The sequence below is a fragment of the Psychrobacter sp. 1Y10 genome (assembly GCF_052259005.1).
Taxonomy (GTDB): Bacteria; Pseudomonadota; Gammaproteobacteria; order Pseudomonadales; family Moraxellaceae; genus Psychrobacter; species Psychrobacter saeujeotis.
Map to the genome: position 1 here is coordinate 12,204 of NZ_JBQQES010000012.1, position 16,404 is coordinate 28,607.

The following is a 16,404-nucleotide window of genomic DNA, read 5'->3' on the forward strand; positions in this document are numbered from 1 at the left end:
ATGATTGTGCTTTAAAAGCTTTATTTATTGTCTTCAAGGAGTGATTTTATGAAACATATTGCCGATGAAAAATCTATCAAAGGTGGTCAGTACGATAAAGTGCCAGAAAACTATAGTGGTACGGTTTATATCTGCCCGATGCATCCTGAGGTTAGAGATACTGAGAAGAGCGATTGTCCGATATGCGGCATGTTTCTCAAACCTGAAGACGAGGTTGCTGAATCCAACAGTAATGAGGGCAGTCATGCGCATTGTCATAAAGCGGATGCTAATAATAGTAATGAGTTAAAGTCTGTCGAAGGCAATAAGTACGACAAGATACCAGAAAATTATAACGGCACGATTTATATTTGTCCTATGCATCCAGAAGTAAGAGATGTTGAAAAAAGTGACTGCCCAATATGTGGCATGTTTCTTAAACCTGAAGACGAAGTTGCTAAAGATGATAGTCACGCTAGCTGTCATGGAAAGGATACTGATAGTAGCGGAGTAAAATCTGTTAAAGGCGGTAAATACGATAAAGTACCTGCTGATTACGATGGCACGGTATATACCTGTCCTATGCATCCTGAAGTGAGAGACGTTAGAAATAGCGGTTGTCCGATATGTGGTATGGCGCTTGAGCCCGAAACGCTTACTATCGGTGAAGAGGACACCTCAGAGCTTGACGACATGACTCGTCGTTTTTGGATATGTACCGTGTTGACTGTACCGCTATTAATATATGTGATGAGCGGTATGTTTGACTTAAACGTAGTTAATTTTAGTCAGTATGGTATCTCTTCAAAGATCTTACAATGGGCTGAGTTAGTGCTCGCGACCCCTGTAGTGCTTTGGGGCGCCGCCCCGTTTTTCGTCCGTGGCTGGCAGTCTATAAAAAGCCGCAATCTAAATATGTTTACCTTGATTGCGATAGGCGTAGGCGCTGCTTATATTTTTAGTATTGTCGCGACCTTTTTCCCCGATATTTTCCCAGACAGTTTCAGAGATGCCTCTGGTCAAGTCGGAGTCTACTATGAAGCGGCAGCGGTCATTGTGACCTTGGTGCTACTGGGTCAAGTATTAGAGCTCAAAGCTAGAAGTCAAACTTCAGGTGCGATTAGAGCTTTGCTTGAGCTCGCACCACCAACCGCAAGACGTGTCGATGAAAACGGTGAAGAAGTCGAAGTCTCGCTTGATGAGGTCGTCACTGGCGATAAGCTACGGGTTAAACCAGGTGAGAAACTACCCGTAGATGGTACAGTGATCGATGGTAATAGTAATGTTGATGAATCAATGGTGACGGGTGAGCCAATCCCTGTATCAAAAGTAGCAGGAGATACAGTGACTGGTGGTACGGTAAATGGCACCGGAACGCTATTAGTCGAAGCGGTCAATGTTGGAGCAGATTCAGTATTATCTAAAATTGTACAAATGGTTGCTGAAGCCCAGCGTAGCCGCGCGCCTATCCAGCGCTTGGTAGATCAAGTGGCGGGTTGGTTCGTACCTATTGTTATTGTCAGCTCTATCATAACCTTTATTGTCTGGGCGATATTCGGCCCTGAGCCCGCTATGACCTATGCTTTGGTTAACGCGATTGCGGTACTGATTATTGCTTGTCCTTGTGCCCTTGGTCTAGCGACGCCGATGTCCATTATGGTTGGTACCGGCAAAGGCGCGCAAAACGGCGTCCTCATCAAAAATGCTGAAGCGTTAGAGAGTATGGAAAAAGTCGATACCATTGTCGTCGACAAGACCGGAACACTGACCGCTGGTAAGCCCGAGCTTACCGCAATTGATGCGCAGGTAGGTCAAAATGAAGACGAGTTCCTCGCATTGGTAGCCTCAGTAGAAAGCGCTAGCGAGCATCCTTTAGCAGAAGCTATCGTTAGAGCAGCTCAAGAAAGATCACTCATTATTCCTAAAGCTACTGACTTTAATTCGACTACTGGCGAAGGCGTACAAGCCGTGGTCGATGGTAAGAAAGTCGCTATTGGTAACTCTAAGCTTATGGAAAGCCTAAATAGTTTTGATAATGAGCTGTCCACTAAAGCTGATGTCCGTAGAAAAGACGGAGAAACGGTAATGTTTGTGGCTATAGACGGTAAAGCTGCTGGTATTATTTCAGTTGCTGACCCTATTAAACCAAGCACTAAAGAGGCTATTTCACTGCTTCATGACGCAGGTTTAAAAGTTGTGATGCTAACCGGTGACAACGAAAAAACCGCGCAGGCAGTCGCCAATAAACTAGGTATTGATGAAGTTCATGCGGATGTCTCACCAGAGGATAAAAACCGTATCGTCAAAGAAATGCAAGACAGCGGTAAATTGGTCGCTATGGCGGGTGATGGTATCAACGACGCACCAGCGCTAGCGCAAGCTAATGTTGGTATCGCTATGGGAACCGGTACCGATGTGGCGATGGAGAGTGCGGGCATTACCCTGCTAAAAGGTGATTTAATGGGCATTGCCAAAGCTTATAAGCTTAGCCACGCCACCATGCGCAATATCAGACAGAATCTGTTTTTTGCCTTTATCTACAATGCACTTGGTGTTCCTATTGCCGCAGGTGTGCTCTATCCCATATTTGGGCTTCTGCTCAGTCCGATGATAGCAGCGGCAGCGATGAGCTTGTCGTCATTCTCGGTGATTGCTAACGCGCTGCGATTGCGCCGTTTGAAACTATAATTCTGGTACGGTAAAAAGTGTTCTAAAGCACACTGACACATACTGGTCTAAACAAGATCACAAAATATAAGGATACCGTTATGGGCAGCTTTTCTATTACACATTGGCTGATTTTATTGGTCGTAGTGGTGGTCGTATTTGGTACTGCCAAGCTTAAAAATGCAGGTAAAGATTTAGGCGGTGCGGTGAAGGGTTTTAAAGAAGCGGTCAAAGATGAAGAACCCGAGAATGCTCGCAAAAATCATGTGCTTAGCCATGAAAATAGTACGCCAGCTGCAAGTAATGATTTAAATACGCGTGTAGGTAATCAGGCTGATGATATGGAAATCAGCCCTATTTCCACTGATGACCAGCCTAAAGTATGAAGCGCGCCGCTTATAAATAGCGGCACTAAGTAGTCTATTAATATATGTGACTGTTATGTTTGATATTGGGTTTTCCGAATTACTCTTGTTTGGCGTCATTGCTTTAATCGTATTGGGCCCAGAAAAACTGCCGCAAGCCGCACGTACCGCTGGGCAATGGTATGCCAAACTGCGCCGTACAGTATCCACTCTACAATCTGAAATAGAAGCTGAGCTTGATCTAGCTGAGACACGAAAACAGATGCAAGATGAGCTGGCAAAGATTCGTCAGACCGAGTCGGATATGAAGCGCGAATTAGCAGAAATGCGTGGCAGTATGCAAAAGTTTGAGCAGTCACAGAACCAAAGCCTAGACGCTTCACATCAGTCAATCACCCCTTATGATAAAGACCATCAACAGAATACTACCTCTTCTTCAGCTATAGAGAAGGGGGATAAATGAGCTTATTTAAGCGCCAAAAAAGTCGCCAAAGAAAGTTAGCAAATACAGATGCTAAGGCGTCAGATGCTACCCATAATGTTGAGACTGATAATGTGCTGAATGTGCTTAGCGACATGCCTATTACTGAGCATTTGATTGAATTACGCAAGCATCTCATCAAAATATGCGTAGCCGTTTTGATCGTCTTCTTAGCATTGGTAGGGTTTTCGCGTGAGCTCTACAATCTTTTATCAGACCCTCTGGTTGCGCAGCTGCCTGCGAATTCGACTATGATTGCTACTGATATTACCTCGAACTTTATGGCACCTATTCGCTTGACGATTTTCGTTGCTGCCTTTGTAGTGATGCCGTATATTCTGTATCAAATTTGGTCATTTATAGCGCCTGGATTATATAAAAAAGAGAAAAAAATCACTATTCCAGTGCTGATATCTTCGATATTCCTATTTTATTCTGGTGTCGCTTTTGCCTACTTTGTGGTACTCAAAGGCGTATTGAAGTTCTTTATTTTATTCGCTCCGCAAAACGTTATACCTATGACCGATATCGACAGTTATCTGAGCTTTGCGCTAAAGTTATTTATGGTATTTGGACTCACTTTTGAGATTCCAGTGGTTACTTTATTATTGATAATGGTCGGTATCATATCCACTCAGAGTCTAGAGAGTAAGCGCCGATATATCATCGTCGGTTGTTTTGCTGTGTCAGCGGTAGTCACACCGCCCGATGGGGTGTCAATGCTATTGCTCGCGATTCCAATGTGGCTACTGTTCGAGTTAGGTTTGTTTTTAGCGAAAGTACTCATTAAAGAAGAGCGTAAAACCGTATAACCTTGCAAAGTAGCTAATTTATAAACTAGATATATTGCAAATTAAGTATCTTGCAAAATGACTATTTCGTAAAGTAACTATAAAAACAACCTTATCTTAAACATTTAAGACACTTTTTTTATTTTGGCTGTCCCCTAAACCCTATCAGTACATTCAACTTAGTAATGAGATTTAAATGGAATCCCTAATTAATAATAAAAACAAAACGAATGATAATCTGGCAAATCAGCTTAATCAAGAGTGCTATTGCCGTACTTTAGATCGTAAAGCGCTTAATAACAGCCTGCAAGATCAATTAGTAAACACAAGAGATAATCCACTAGGAGCCAATGAGCTTAATAAGCTGTTTTCAGCGACACCGGTGTTCGTCCCTAAGACAGAGATAGAAGCAATGGTGCGAATCATCGCAGCTATTGAGTCGACTGCTAGACTACCGTCATATCAACAGCAAGTACTGTCGTGGGCACCCAATATCGCGGCTTTCGATCCGGGGCCAATAGGGGCCTTTATGGGTTATGACTTTCACTTAGGGAGCGATGACCCCAAGCTTATTGAGATCAATACCAATGCTGGAGGCGCATTTTTAAACGTAGCACTTGCCCGCGCACAAAAACACTGCTGTCGCCCCTCAGAGCAAAGTGTTGCTACTACTAAAATGCTTGATGGGTTTGAAGAAGCGGTCGCTAATATGTTCATACAAGAATGGCAGCGACAATCGGCAACTAGCATGCCCAATCGCATTGCTATTGTGGATAATGAGCCCAAAAGCCAGTTCATGTATTTGGAGTTTCAGCTGGCCTGCCAACTACTTCAAGCTAAAGGCATTGATACCGTTATACTCGATCCGTCTGAGCTTAACTATGCTGATGGTGTACTGACAGCTCATAGCAAGCCCATTGATATGATCTATAATCGGTTAGTCGATTTCGCCTTTGAAAACCCCAACCACGCCGTGCTTAAAAGTGCCTATTTAGAGGGTGCGGTAGTAGTAACCCCCAATCCGCATGCCCATGCTATATTCGCTAATAAGCGCAACCTGACTTTACTATCCGATACGCAAACTTTGCAGTCGTGGGGACTAGGTGATGATGATGCAGAATATCTAAAAAAGTCAGTACCAACTACCAGAATGGTTACAAAAGAGGATGCAGCAGAATTATGGCGTACTCGGAGACAATTGTTTTTTAAGCCAGTAGCTGGTTATGGTAGTAAGGGCGTTTACCGTGGCAGCAAGATTACCCGCCGCGTATTCGAGACTATTTTAGATGAAAGCTATATTGCGCAGACCTTTATCCCTGCTACAGAGCGATCAATAAAGATTGATGATGTGGTGACGACTAGAAAGGTAGATATACGTCTTTATACCTATGCAGGACAGCTGCTACTAACTGCTGGGCGTATCTATCAAGGCCAAGCGACTAACTTTCGCACACCAGGGGGTGGCTTTGCGCCTGTTTTTCAAGTCTGAACATAGCATGAACATGTAGCTTTGGCTTCTTAAGTAACGTTTACTAGTTTAATTATTCTGCATACCAACTTATCAATAAAACATCATGCTGAATTGGAAAGATGATGATCCAAACCGTTATCCACTACTTCCTGCATTTTGGCATGCCGTTGATTATTGCCTATACTTTTTTTCGTGATGATTACAAACGAGTATATTTGATTCTTTTAGCAACCATGCTGGTAGATTTAGATCACTTGCTAGCAACACCTGTTTTCTTACCTGATCGCTGTAGTATTAATTTTCATCCATTACATACTTACTATGCAATGGCAGTTTATGCGGCTATGCTATTTCTACCAAAGCCCTATAGAATAATTGGTCTAGGATTGTTACTACATATGCTGACTGATTCAAATGACTGCGTAATGACCTATCTGAATAGACTCTAGTGCTTATGCGTAGTCGTTAGCTATAGTGAAAAAATTATACAGGATTAGTTAAAATAAATAGGGTAATCTTCCTTTAATGTCGTTCCTTCCTCAAAAAGGATAAAAAGTGATTCTGGCAATTATAATGGCAGCGATTCTAATCGCTGTCTGCACAGCAATACATTATGGCGTATTAAAATTCTCGTCACAGTTTGTGACGCCGTCGCGCCATCCGGGACACTGCCTTGGGGTCGCAGTTGCCTCAATCGTGCTGGCTCATATCCTTGAGGCACTGCTTTATGCGACTGGCTTTTGGGTTGCTGTGCATAACTTTCAGGTTGGTGACCTCGTCTCGTCCTCATCCAACGGCAGTGCCTCCCTTACCTTTATGGACTACTTTTACTTCTCGCTAGTTAACTACACAACGCTTGGGCGAGGTGACCTCATGCCTAACGGACATCTTCGATTTATGACCGCGATGGAGGCCTTCCATGGTTTCCTACTGATTACAATGTCCGGAACCTTTGTGCTGCAGATCATGAATGGTAAAAAACCCCTTGCAAATTAGCTAAAGACTATTTAGCTAAAGACTATTTAGCTAAAGACTATCTCGACTATGTGTAGCATAGGGCTGCATAAACCTATGTCAGGATACTAACGTTATTCTGGCATAAGAAAAATAGTTCAAGTTGTTATAAGGAATAAAGCTATGAATCCAAACAATAATAACTACCATCAGGACATTCATCAGTCTGATACTTCTAATAAAACATTAAATACTAATGACAACTGGATTGAGAAAATATGGGCGTGGGCAGATGAGTTTGAGCTCAAGCATTCTGAAATTCCTCGTAATAAAGAATCACTGTTAGCCCTAAAAAAGCTAGAGATCTTAGAGCCTGAACATGATGAGCAACACTCAAAAGACGTCTATAGAATAGCCTATCTACCCGATGAGCTTACCAACCTTACAAATCTAGTAGATATAACTATCAGTGGCATATGTTCAAGTCATTTACTGCCCAATATCGGTAAGCTCACTAATCTAACCAAACTGTCTATTAGTCACTCTAAACTTGTCGCATTACCTGAGAGCATCGGGCAACTGAGTTATCTTACTGAACTCTTTATTGATCAAAGTGAACTCGAAGCGCTACCTGATAGTATTGGACAACTTCATAACCTTACTAAGATGTTCATTGGTCGCTGTCAGATTCAAACCCCAATATCAGACACGCCACCTGAGTATTTGTTGTAAGGCTGTAATTCCCTCTAAGCTATATGATAAAAGGCGTAAAAGCAATTTATTGTGTAGGACTATTTTAACTGCTTGTTTCTTTATTCTATTAAAGTTAATAATGCAATACCCTAAAAATCGCCGATATCCTCACCTAAGAAGCAGATCGTATCTAATTTATAATAATGAATAAAGGTTTAAAATTGAGTCGAAATATATGTAATGTACATTCATATTGCTCATAAAATGATAAGCGATGTTAAGTGAATCGCCTGGACAATATGAAAGTGTATTTTACCTGAGCAGCCAGCAACGCCTAACCAATTAAGATTGTTATGATATTGCTTTTTAAACTCAAAAGATAATATATAGCCAATTGTAATACTCTGTCTATCATGACTGCAGAGTTTCAGGTACGCACCAGCCTTAGAGTCAACGGTTTGAAAGTTGACCACGTAGAAAGATAATCAGCTCATTTGCTACACGTATTCAAGGTTTCAATCTATAACGCAATTTGAATAATGTGGAAAAGACCTAGTGGTTTATTGATAAAGCGTTATACCAGGGTATAATGACAAACAATTTTAGGGCCATTAACTTACAAAGATGATTGACACAACTTCTTCATTATTCAATGAGAGCTTATAGTTATGACTACAAAAGAAAATCAACAAAAATTTGGCTTTAAATTCGGGCAAAATGGTGCACATTCAGCCCGCACTATGATGTTCTCGGAGCTGACACAACTATTTGAGGGACAACCAGTAAATGCAAAACCTGACGATTATCGTGATGATATTGAGCAGGCTAACGTTTTACATAAACCTACCAGTAAGTCGCGCACCTTGACTTGGCGACATCTCGTCGATTTGTATGGCATGGATACAGAAATTACACTTTTTCGAATCTTCCGACAATTATGGGAGAGTGATGCTAGCGCACGCCCTTTACTGGCGTGTCAGATGGCATTGACGCGTGATCCTATATTAGAGATGTCCAAAGCCAAAATATTATCTCTGCAGTTAGGTGAACACTTGCCAAGAGAAGATATGGAACAGGCTATTAGTGATCAGTATCCTGACAGGTTCAGTGCAGCGTCGCTCAAATCTCTAGCGCAAAATGTTAACGGCACATGGACAAACGCAGGTTATTTGCACGGACGGAACAAAAAGCATCGAGCTGAGCCTGACGTGAGGCCGGTTAATGTGGCATTTGCTCTATTACTCGGCTATCTACAGGGAGCGACCGGAAATCGGCTGTTTAATACCGAATGGACTAAAATCCTGGGTTGTCGTCAGGAACGTTTGGTCGAGCTGACAAGGCAGGCAAGCTACAGTGGTTTAATTGATTTCAAGCACTCTAGTGAGGTGATGGAAGTGACATTTCCTAACTATTTAAATGAGGAAGAGGAGTCATGGATATATGAGTAATCGATTGAATCGCCTGATTCAAAGCTATTCTAGTTATATTAGTATTCCCTGGATGAGAGGATTGGCAGATGAGCAGCGTGTACTGTTTGCCGTCTACCACAAAGAAGATGAACTAAAGCTACGAGCGCGTACTGAAGAGTTCCGTTTGGCGACTGAAAGCGCAGGACATACTTGGTTAGAGTTGGATATAACGCGCCTGTTTCCTCAATGGATGGCAGAACAAAAATACCGTGAAGACTATTTTGAAGATCCAGAGTTTTTGAAGTCTAAGTATAAGGTATTTACTCGACAGTCTGTGGAGCTGTTAGCAGAGCGTATTCAAAATGAAGCTGATGAAGACACCCTGGTGGCTCTAGTAGGGTGTGGCACATTATTTGGCTTAGCTTCCGTATCGGACTTTGTAAAGCAATTAGCTCTTCATGTACCAGGTCGCTTACTGGTATTGTTTCCAGGAGAGTATATTGATAACACCTATCGATTGCTAGATGCTCGCGATGGCTGGGGTTATCAGGCCACAGCGATTACAGCAGAAAACTAATATATATTAATAATATACCTACCTGTCTTACTTTAGATCAGCGTAATGTTTGCAATGGAGCTTGAAGAAATGTTGAACCGTGAAATTTATCAGTTAGATCCGACGCTGAACCGATTAGAAAACAATGGTGTTGCAGAAGTAAAAGATGATCAGTCCAATCAAGCTCTTAAAACTTTGCGTTATGAAATACAGACATTCGTCTGTGATGGTGAGTATGAAGCTGGATTAGATAAAATTTTATCTGCCTATCTGACAAACCTAAACAGTGATCATGAGCAGCCAGGAGTCTGGATCTCTGGTTTTTTCGGTTCAGGTAAGTCGCACCTGGCAAAGATGCTTAGAGCTTTTTGGATTAACCAAGAATTCAATGATGGAACTAGAGCAAGGGATATTGCTGATTTGCCATTAGAAATTAAAGATCAATTCAAAGAGCTGAGCAGTGTTGCTAATCGATATGGTGGTCTTCATGCCGCATCTGGAACATTAGGGTCAGGTGCAAATAATAATGTGCGCATGGCACTACTTAATATTATATTCAAATCTGTTGGACTTCCAGAGCAGTACCATCAAGCTCGCTTTGTAATGTGGCTCAAGAAAAAAGGTATTTTTGAGAGTACTAAAGCAAGGGTTGAAGCTGAAGGAGACTACTGGGAAGATGAATTAGAAGATCTTTATGTCTCTCGTAGTATTGCTGGAGCATTGCTGGAAGAAGATAATACGCTAGGCGAAGACTTTAAAGAGGTGCGACAGCTTCTTCGTGAACAGTATCCCATTGCCTCAGATGTTACTAACCAACAGATGGTCGATGCAATTTATGATGCTTTGGCATCAGATGATGGCTTCCCCCTGACTCTGATTGTATTAGATGAGGTGCAACAATATATTGGCACTGACGCTGAAAAGGCGCATCAAGTCCAAGAAATGGTTGAAACTTGCTGTAAACACTCTAAGTTTAAAAGCAAACTGCTATTTGTCGCCACTGGTCAAAGTGCGTTATCGGGGATGGCAAACTTACAACGTCTACTTGGCCGCTTCCAGATTCCGGTACAGTTATCTGATACTGATGTAGAGTCGGTTATCCGCAAGGTTATCTTACAGAAAAAAGCCTCAGTTAAACCTCAGCTAGAGGAGATGTTGCAATCCCATCTAGGAGAAATCGCTCGGCAATTACGAGGTACAAAAATTGAACATCATCGTGATGATGAGAAAGTGTTACTGGCTGACTATCCATTATTGCCGGTACGTCGTCGTTTTTGGGAAAAGGTCTTACGTATTGTAGATACCACAGGCACAGTGTCTCAGCTACGCAATCAGCTTAAAGTGATTCATGAAGCCGCTCAAGCCACAGCAGATCAACCATTAGGTCATGTTGTACCGGCTGACTTTATTTATGATCAAATCTCAGTAAATCTTTTACAAACAGGTGTAATCTCTAAAGAAATCACGGAAACCATTGGTCGTTTTTCTGCGGGTGATGCTGATGATAGGCTTAAAGCTCGCATACTTGCTTTAATATTACTAATCGGGAAGCTACCTACTGATCCAGCAGCTGACTGTGGTGTGAGAGCGACCTCTGATATGCTCGCGGATTTACTAATAGCAGATTTGAATAATGGTAAGGATGAAATTCGTACTGCTGTACCTAAGTTGCTAAATGAATTGACTGAAGAAGGTCTGCTAATGGTCATGCAGACTAGTGTTGGGTCTGAGTATCGATTACAAACTCAAGAAAGTGCTCAGTGGTATGACACTCTGCGTCAGGAGGAGGCAGATCTGCGTGGTAATATGCAGCGCGTTGAAAATATACGCGTGGACTTGCTGCATAAATCTATTCGTCAGGATATTAGCAAGATTCGTCTAACTCAAGGTAAGTCTAATGAGATGCGCCAGCTGATTGTTAGTTTTGATTTGGAGCTGCCAAGTGATGCCAGTGAAAAAATCTATGTTTGGATACAGGATGGTTGGAGCCTTGATGAAAAAAGCTTTGTCTCTGAAGCGCGTCGCCGCCAGCCTAGCGAGCCGACAATTTTTGTTTATATTCCTGCGCGTAATCGCTCTGAGTTAACCAATGCAATCATTACAGAGAATGCAGCATCTGCCACACTAGAAAAGCGCGGTATCCCTAATACTGACGCAGGTACGGATGCTCGTAGTGCGATGGAAACTCGCCACCGTGATGCACAAAAGCAAGTTCAAGCTTTATTGAATGAAATCTTTGCTGGCGTGCAAGTGTTGCAAGCTGGCGGCAGCGAAGTTGAAGGCAGTAGTATTGCAGAGCGTGTTGAGACGGCTGCTAAAGCCTCTTTGGTGCGTCTGTATCGTGAGTTTGATGTTGCTGATAATACAGGATGGGGTAAGGTCTATGATCGAGCTCGCAAAGATGGCGGACAGAATGCATTAGAAGCTGTAGGTTACTCTGATGAGCCTGAGCAGCATCCGGTTTGCGCACAGATCAAGCGCTATATAGGGGTATCTAAAAAAGGTAGTGAGATTCGAGAACATTTTTCTGCCGCTCCTTATGGTTGGCCGCAAGATACTATCGACGGCGCTCTATATGCATTATTGGCTAGTGGTATTCTCATTGCTAAAGGTAATGGAAACCATCCCATCTCTGTAAAAGAGCTAGAACGCAAGCAAATCAGCCAAACTAATTTTCTACCAGAAAGTATTACTATTCGTCCAGTAGATATGATTAAGATACGCGGCTTAATTAGTGCTAGTGGCATCTCGTGCCAGCCTGGTGAAGAAGCGGCTAAACTAGATTCGCTAATAGATAAAGGTCGTACATTAGCAAAAGAAGCGGGTGGTGATGCGCCTTTGCCTGAGCGCCCAAGCTACCGTTTGTTTGACGAGATTGCACAGCAATCTGGTAATGCTAAGCTCAAATATGTTCTAGATGAGCAAGATGCCATCAAGCAATCACTCCAACAATGGACTGAGACTGCTGATAAGATTCAAAAAAGACGACCCGATTGGTTTGTGCTAAAAGACTTATTAGACCAGAGTCAGGGCCTGTCATTCCAAGCTGATATTCAAGCTGAAGTAAATGCCATCGAAGCCAATCGATCGTTACTCGATGAGCCTAATCCAATTACTAATCTTAAAAAGCAGTTGGTTGATAAGTTACGAGAAGCCGTACAATATCGTGTGGATAGCTATCTTGAGCAGCACGCCAAGTATTTAGCTCAACTGGAAGATGATAGCTATTGGCAGCAGTTGGATGAGACTCAGAAGAATGAGGTTCTTAATAAATTCAAGCTAACGACGTTTAATGAGCCTGCTCTAAATGACGCTGATGCCATTCTCGATGCTTTGAATGAGGTTAATTTCGAGCAGTGGAGAGATCGTACAGATGCGCTTGCCAGTAATTTTGATAAAGCACGTATGGATGCGATACAGAGATTGCAGCCTAAGTTACAGCGTATTACGTTGCCACGAGCGACCTTTGAGACAGAAGAAGATGTTGATACTTGGTTGGCTAAAGTTAAAACTCAAATTCTCAATAAACTTAGTGATGGACCGGTGACTTTCTAATGATGACAACTCGACAACCTCTTGATAAAGCTTTGCGTCGTACGTTAGAGGCAACAGTGATTAAAGCCCGTGATATTGCTGAGCTAGCGGCAACTCAAGCACTCAGCCGTCTGGGTGTGGGTGATGCAAAACCTGCTGATTATTTAAATGATGAACAACGCAAATTGCGTGTCCGCTTGCGTGCACGTGGTCGTCAATTAGGTGACATTAAACAAGATAGCGGCAGACAAGCCATTCACAACCTAGTCACCGAAGTGGCTTATGAGCATTGGCACCGCATGCTATTTGCTCGGTTCCTTGAGCAAAACAACTTGCTCATGTACGACGAATACACAGCGCTCACCTTGGCTGATTGCAACGAATTGGTGCAAGACCCAGATACCGCCCGTGATGATTTAGAAAGACGCTGTGGAAACGGTTGGGAGCTGGCAGGCGTGCTGGCGTCAAAGATGCTGCCGCAGATTTTCCGTATCGACTCCCCAGTGTTTGAGTTGGAGTTTTCTCCTGAACATCAGCGTAGTCTAGAACAACTCGTCACTGGCTTATCCTTAGAAACTTTCCAAGCTCAAGATAGCCTTGGCTGGGTATATCAGTTTTGGCAGAGTAAGCGCAAAGAAGAGGTGAATGCGTCTGAAGTGAAGATAGGCGCAGATGAGCTATCTCCTGTTACCCAGCTATTTACTGAACCTTACATGGTGAGCTTCTTACTTGATAATGCCTTAGGTGCATGGTGGGCTGGCAAGCGACTGACTGAGAGTGATTGGCAACATGCCAGCAGTGAACAAGAGCTACGCAATAAAGCCGCTATACCAGGCGTATCACTTGAATACCTACGCTTTGTAAAAGACGAGCAAACCAAACAGTGGCAACCCGCTTCTGGCACTTTTGATGCCTGGCCAGATGATCTCAGTGAGTTTAAAGCCATAGATCCATGTTGCGGGTCAGGTCACTTTTTAGTGGCTATTTTCCTCATGCTTGTGCCAATGCGTATGCAACTTGAGAGCCTCAGTGAACAACAAGCTATTGATAAAGTGCTCAGTGAAAACTTACACGGGTTAGAGTTAGACCAACGCTGTGTGGAGCTGGCGGTCTTTGCATTAGCACTAGAAGCTTGGCGATATAAAAATGGTGGTGGATATCGTAAGCTACCAGAGTTGCATTTAGCCTGTAGTGGTCTATCTATTTCTGCTGCCAGAGACGAATGGAAAGCGCTAAGCCGAAATGCTGGTAAGCAAAACCTAAGTATTGCTTTGGACTGGATGTATCAAACCTTCCAGGATGCGCCAGTGTTAGGTAGTTTGATTAACCCGCGCCGTAGTGATGCGGTAAAGATTGCTAAGTGGGATGAGCTGCAGCAGTTACTAGAAGAAGCATTAGCAAAAGACCAAGGCAAGGCTAATCAATCTGATAGCAGTGAGCAAACAAACCAACTAGAAGCAGGGATTGTGGCTCAGGGCTTAGTAAAAGCGGCTGAACTATTAGGCAGTCAGTATACTTGGGTTGTTACTAATGTGCCTTACTTGGCGCGTGGTAAACAAGATGATACTTTGAAGAAGTATTGTGAGCGTTACTACCCTGAAGGTAAGAAAGATCTAGCCACGGTTTTTCTTGATCGCTGTTTAGAATTTTGTGTTGAAGGTGGTACTGCAAGTATTGTCTTACCACAAAACTGGCTATTTCTCGCTCATTATCGAAAGTTTCGTGAGAAGCTTTTACATCATGAAACTTGGAACTTAATTGCTCGTCTTGGTGCGCAAGCATTCCAGACCCCAATGTGGGATTTCAATGTACAACTACTTACTTTAAGTCGAGGTAATGCAACTGGTCAGTTTAATGACTTATTAAATAGTAGCGAGCAAAAAAAATGGATTCGTGGATTGGATGTGTCCAAATTTCATACTGTTACTGAAAAAGCCGCTGGGTTATTAAATGGTGATGTAAAAAGTGTAGAACAGGGTAAACAGCTCAAGAATCCTGGTGTAGCTGTCGTTTTAGAGGATTTGAATGGTTCTAATCTTCTATCTACAATGGCTGCGTCTTTTCAAGGGTTAAAGTCAGGCGACGATGGAAGGTTTCGTAGAATGTATTGGGAGGTTATTGACATTTCCCCTCGATGGCTTTTTTTACAAAGCACAGTTAGTAAGAACACATTTTATGGTGGACTTGAGTATATTGTTGATTGGGTAGAAGATGGACATGCTTTAGCTCGTAGACAAGGTCTTGCTGCATGGGGAAATAAAGGAGTGGCAGTTTCACAAATGAGCTCATTACCAATTGCCCTTTATATTGGAGAAGCTTTCGATAGTAACGTTTGTCCAATAATTCCTAAAAACTCTAAAAACCTTTCAGCACTATATTCCTTTGTTGAATCAGGTGTCTTTCAGAATGAAATCAGAAAAATCGACCAGAAAGTTGCTGTTGCTAATGCCACTATGATTAAAGCTCCTTTTGATTGCTCTTTTTGGACAAAAGCTTGTAATGAGCAATATTCTAATGGCTTGCCACAGCCTCATACTAACGATCCGTCCCAATGGATATTCCATGGTCATCCCTGCGGCTCTGTTGTATGGGATGAAAAAACAAAATGGACAGTGAATGGTGAACTACGAGTTGATGACAGCGTTCTGCAAATTGCAGTAGCCAGGCTGCTGGGTTACCGCTGGCCTGCTGAGATTGATGATGAAATGGAATTAGCCGCTGAACAAAGACAGTGGGTTGAGCGTAGCCAAGAGCTTAACCAATTTACTGATGACGACGGTATCGTTTGCCTGCCAGCAGTACGCGGTGAAAAGGCAGCAGATCAGCGTTTAGAGGCGCTATTGCAAGCCGCGTATGGAGAAGCTTGGACAACACCTCTGAAGAACAGTTTATTGGAAACAGTAGTTGGTAAGTCTCTCAACCAATGGCTACGTGATAAATTCTTTGAGCAGCACTGTAAGATGTTCCAGCATCGCCCTTTTATCTGGCATATATGGGATGGACTAGCAGACGGCTTTAGTGCTTTGGTTAACTATCATGTGTTAGATAAAGCTGGCTTGGAACGACTGATTTATACATATCTAGGTGACTGGATACGTACCCAGCAAAGCGGGATGGCTAGTGGCGAAGACGGCGCGCAAGAACGTCTCGCTGCCGCCGAAGCACTCAAGCGCGAGCTCGAAGCTATTCTTGAGGGGGAGGCGCCTTACGATATCTTTGTACGCTGGAAGCCCTTAGCAGAGCAGTCTATCGGCTGGAATCCTGATCTTAACGATGGTGTGCGTCTAAATATCCGTCCATTTATGAAGGCTCGTGATGTTGGTAAAAAAGATGCTGGCGTGTTGCGCTGGAAGCCTAACGTTAAATGGACCAAAGACCGTGGTAAAGATGTTGAGTCTGCACCTTGGTACACCTTAGGTTTAGAGTATGAAGGCAAGGAGGGTGATCGAATTAATGATCATCACTTGATGTTGGCTTACAAGCGCGCGGCAAGAGAGGGCTAAA

Annotated in this window: 12 protein-coding genes; all 12 read left to right on the forward strand. The window is 42.9% G+C overall.

Annotated features, from left to right (window positions below; translation table 11 throughout):
* Positions 1-48 precede the first annotated feature (48 nt).
* The 12 genes from ACTXGH_RS12970 (at position 49) to ACTXGH_RS13025 (ending at position 16,403) form a co-directional block, all read left to right on the forward strand.
* Positions 49-2,667, forward strand: a complete 2,619-nt coding sequence (locus ACTXGH_RS12970; protein WP_439297046.1) for a copper-transporting P-type ATPase — start codon at positions 49-51, stop codon at positions 2,665-2,667.
* A gap of 80 nt (positions 2,668-2,747) precedes the next feature.
* On the forward strand, positions 2,748-3,032 hold the full coding sequence (tatA, locus tag ACTXGH_RS12975) for a Sec-independent protein translocase subunit TatA (protein ID WP_011959992.1): 285 nt from the start codon (positions 2,748-2,750) through the stop codon (positions 3,030-3,032).
* Positions 3,033-3,087: 55 nt separating this feature from the next.
* Positions 3,088-3,474 (forward strand): Sec-independent protein translocase protein TatB, encoded by a 387-nt coding sequence (tatB, locus tag ACTXGH_RS12980; protein WP_439261622.1) that lies wholly within the window; start codon positions 3,088-3,090, stop codon positions 3,472-3,474.
* Positions 3,471-4,304: a twin-arginine translocase subunit TatC gene (gene tatC, locus ACTXGH_RS12985; RefSeq protein WP_025645697.1), complete on the forward strand. Its 834-nt coding sequence runs from the start codon at positions 3,471-3,473 to the stop codon at positions 4,302-4,304. Before tatB ends, tatC begins: the two co-directional genes overlap by 4 nt.
* Before the next feature lie 175 nt (positions 4,305-4,479).
* The gene (locus ACTXGH_RS12990; RefSeq protein ID WP_071001775.1) at positions 4,480-5,772 is read left to right on the forward strand and encodes an ATP-grasp domain-containing protein; all 1,293 of its coding nucleotides are present in this window, start codon (positions 4,480-4,482) and stop codon (positions 5,770-5,772) included.
* Positions 5,773-5,873: 101 nt separating this feature from the next.
* Positions 5,874-6,203: a DUF6122 family protein gene (locus ACTXGH_RS12995; protein ID WP_226945081.1), complete on the forward strand. Its 330-nt coding sequence runs from the start codon at positions 5,874-5,876 to the stop codon at positions 6,201-6,203.
* A gap of 124 nt (positions 6,204-6,327) precedes the next feature.
* Positions 6,328-6,750: an ion channel gene (locus ACTXGH_RS13000; RefSeq protein WP_201611663.1), complete on the forward strand. Its 423-nt coding sequence runs from the start codon at positions 6,328-6,330 to the stop codon at positions 6,748-6,750.
* 141 nt (positions 6,751-6,891) lie between these two features.
* Positions 6,892-7,440: a leucine-rich repeat domain-containing protein gene (locus ACTXGH_RS13005; RefSeq protein WP_439297045.1), complete on the forward strand. Its 549-nt coding sequence runs from the start codon at positions 6,892-6,894 to the stop codon at positions 7,438-7,440.
* A gap of 701 nt (positions 7,441-8,141) precedes the next feature.
* Positions 8,142-8,849 (forward strand): hypothetical protein, encoded by a 708-nt coding sequence (locus tag ACTXGH_RS13010; RefSeq protein ID WP_238038932.1) that lies wholly within the window; start codon positions 8,142-8,144, stop codon positions 8,847-8,849.
* Complete coding sequence (locus tag ACTXGH_RS13015; protein ID WP_439297044.1) at positions 8,842-9,387, forward strand: hypothetical protein; 546 nt, start codon at positions 8,842-8,844, stop codon at positions 9,385-9,387. The genes ACTXGH_RS13010 and ACTXGH_RS13015 overlap by 8 nt, the downstream gene beginning before the upstream one ends.
* A gap of 69 nt (positions 9,388-9,456) precedes the next feature.
* Complete coding sequence (gene brxC, locus ACTXGH_RS13020) at positions 9,457-12,921, forward strand: BREX system P-loop protein BrxC (RefSeq protein WP_439297043.1); 3,465 nt, start codon at positions 9,457-9,459, stop codon at positions 12,919-12,921.
* The gene (locus ACTXGH_RS13025) at positions 12,921-16,403 is read left to right on the forward strand and encodes an Eco57I restriction-modification methylase domain-containing protein (RefSeq protein ID WP_439297042.1); all 3,483 of its coding nucleotides are present in this window, start codon (positions 12,921-12,923) and stop codon (positions 16,401-16,403) included. Before brxC ends, ACTXGH_RS13025 begins: the two co-directional genes overlap by 1 nt.
* The last annotated feature ends 1 nt before the right edge of the window (position 16,404 follow it).

What these genes read in the sequence shown, in the direction of transcription:
- ACTXGH_RS13005 (WP_439297045.1), top strand. Translation starts at nt 6,892, where the DNA reads ATGAATCCAAACAATAATAACTACCATCAGGACATTCATCAGTCTGAT.
- tatA (WP_011959992.1), top strand. Translation starts at nt 2,748, where the DNA reads ATGGGCAGCTTTTCTATTACACATTGGCTGATTTTATTGGTCGTAGTG.
- ACTXGH_RS13010 (WP_238038932.1), top strand. Translation starts at nt 8,142, where the DNA reads ATGATGTTCTCGGAGCTGACACAACTATTTGAGGGACAACCAGTAAAT.
- ACTXGH_RS12990 (WP_071001775.1), top strand. Translation starts at nt 4,480, where the DNA reads ATGGAATCCCTAATTAATAATAAAAACAAAACGAATGATAATCTGGCA.
- ACTXGH_RS13015 (WP_439297044.1), top strand. Translation starts at nt 8,842, where the DNA reads ATGAGTAATCGATTGAATCGCCTGATTCAAAGCTATTCTAGTTATATT.
- tatC (WP_025645697.1), top strand. Translation starts at nt 3,471, where the DNA reads ATGAGCTTATTTAAGCGCCAAAAAAGTCGCCAAAGAAAGTTAGCAAAT.
- ACTXGH_RS13025 (WP_439297042.1), top strand. Translation starts at nt 12,921, where the DNA reads ATGATGACAACTCGACAACCTCTTGATAAAGCTTTGCGTCGTACGTTA.
- ACTXGH_RS13000 (WP_201611663.1), top strand. Translation starts at nt 6,328, where the DNA reads ATGGCAGCGATTCTAATCGCTGTCTGCACAGCAATACATTATGGCGTA.
- tatB (WP_439261622.1), top strand. Translation starts at nt 3,088, where the DNA reads ATGTTTGATATTGGGTTTTCCGAATTACTCTTGTTTGGCGTCATTGCT.
- ACTXGH_RS12995 (WP_226945081.1), top strand. Translation starts at nt 5,874, where the DNA reads ATGATGATCCAAACCGTTATCCACTACTTCCTGCATTTTGGCATGCCG.
- ACTXGH_RS12970 (WP_439297046.1), top strand. Translation starts at nt 49, where the DNA reads ATGAAACATATTGCCGATGAAAAATCTATCAAAGGTGGTCAGTACGAT.
- brxC (WP_439297043.1), top strand. Translation starts at nt 9,457, where the DNA reads ATGTTGAACCGTGAAATTTATCAGTTAGATCCGACGCTGAACCGATTA.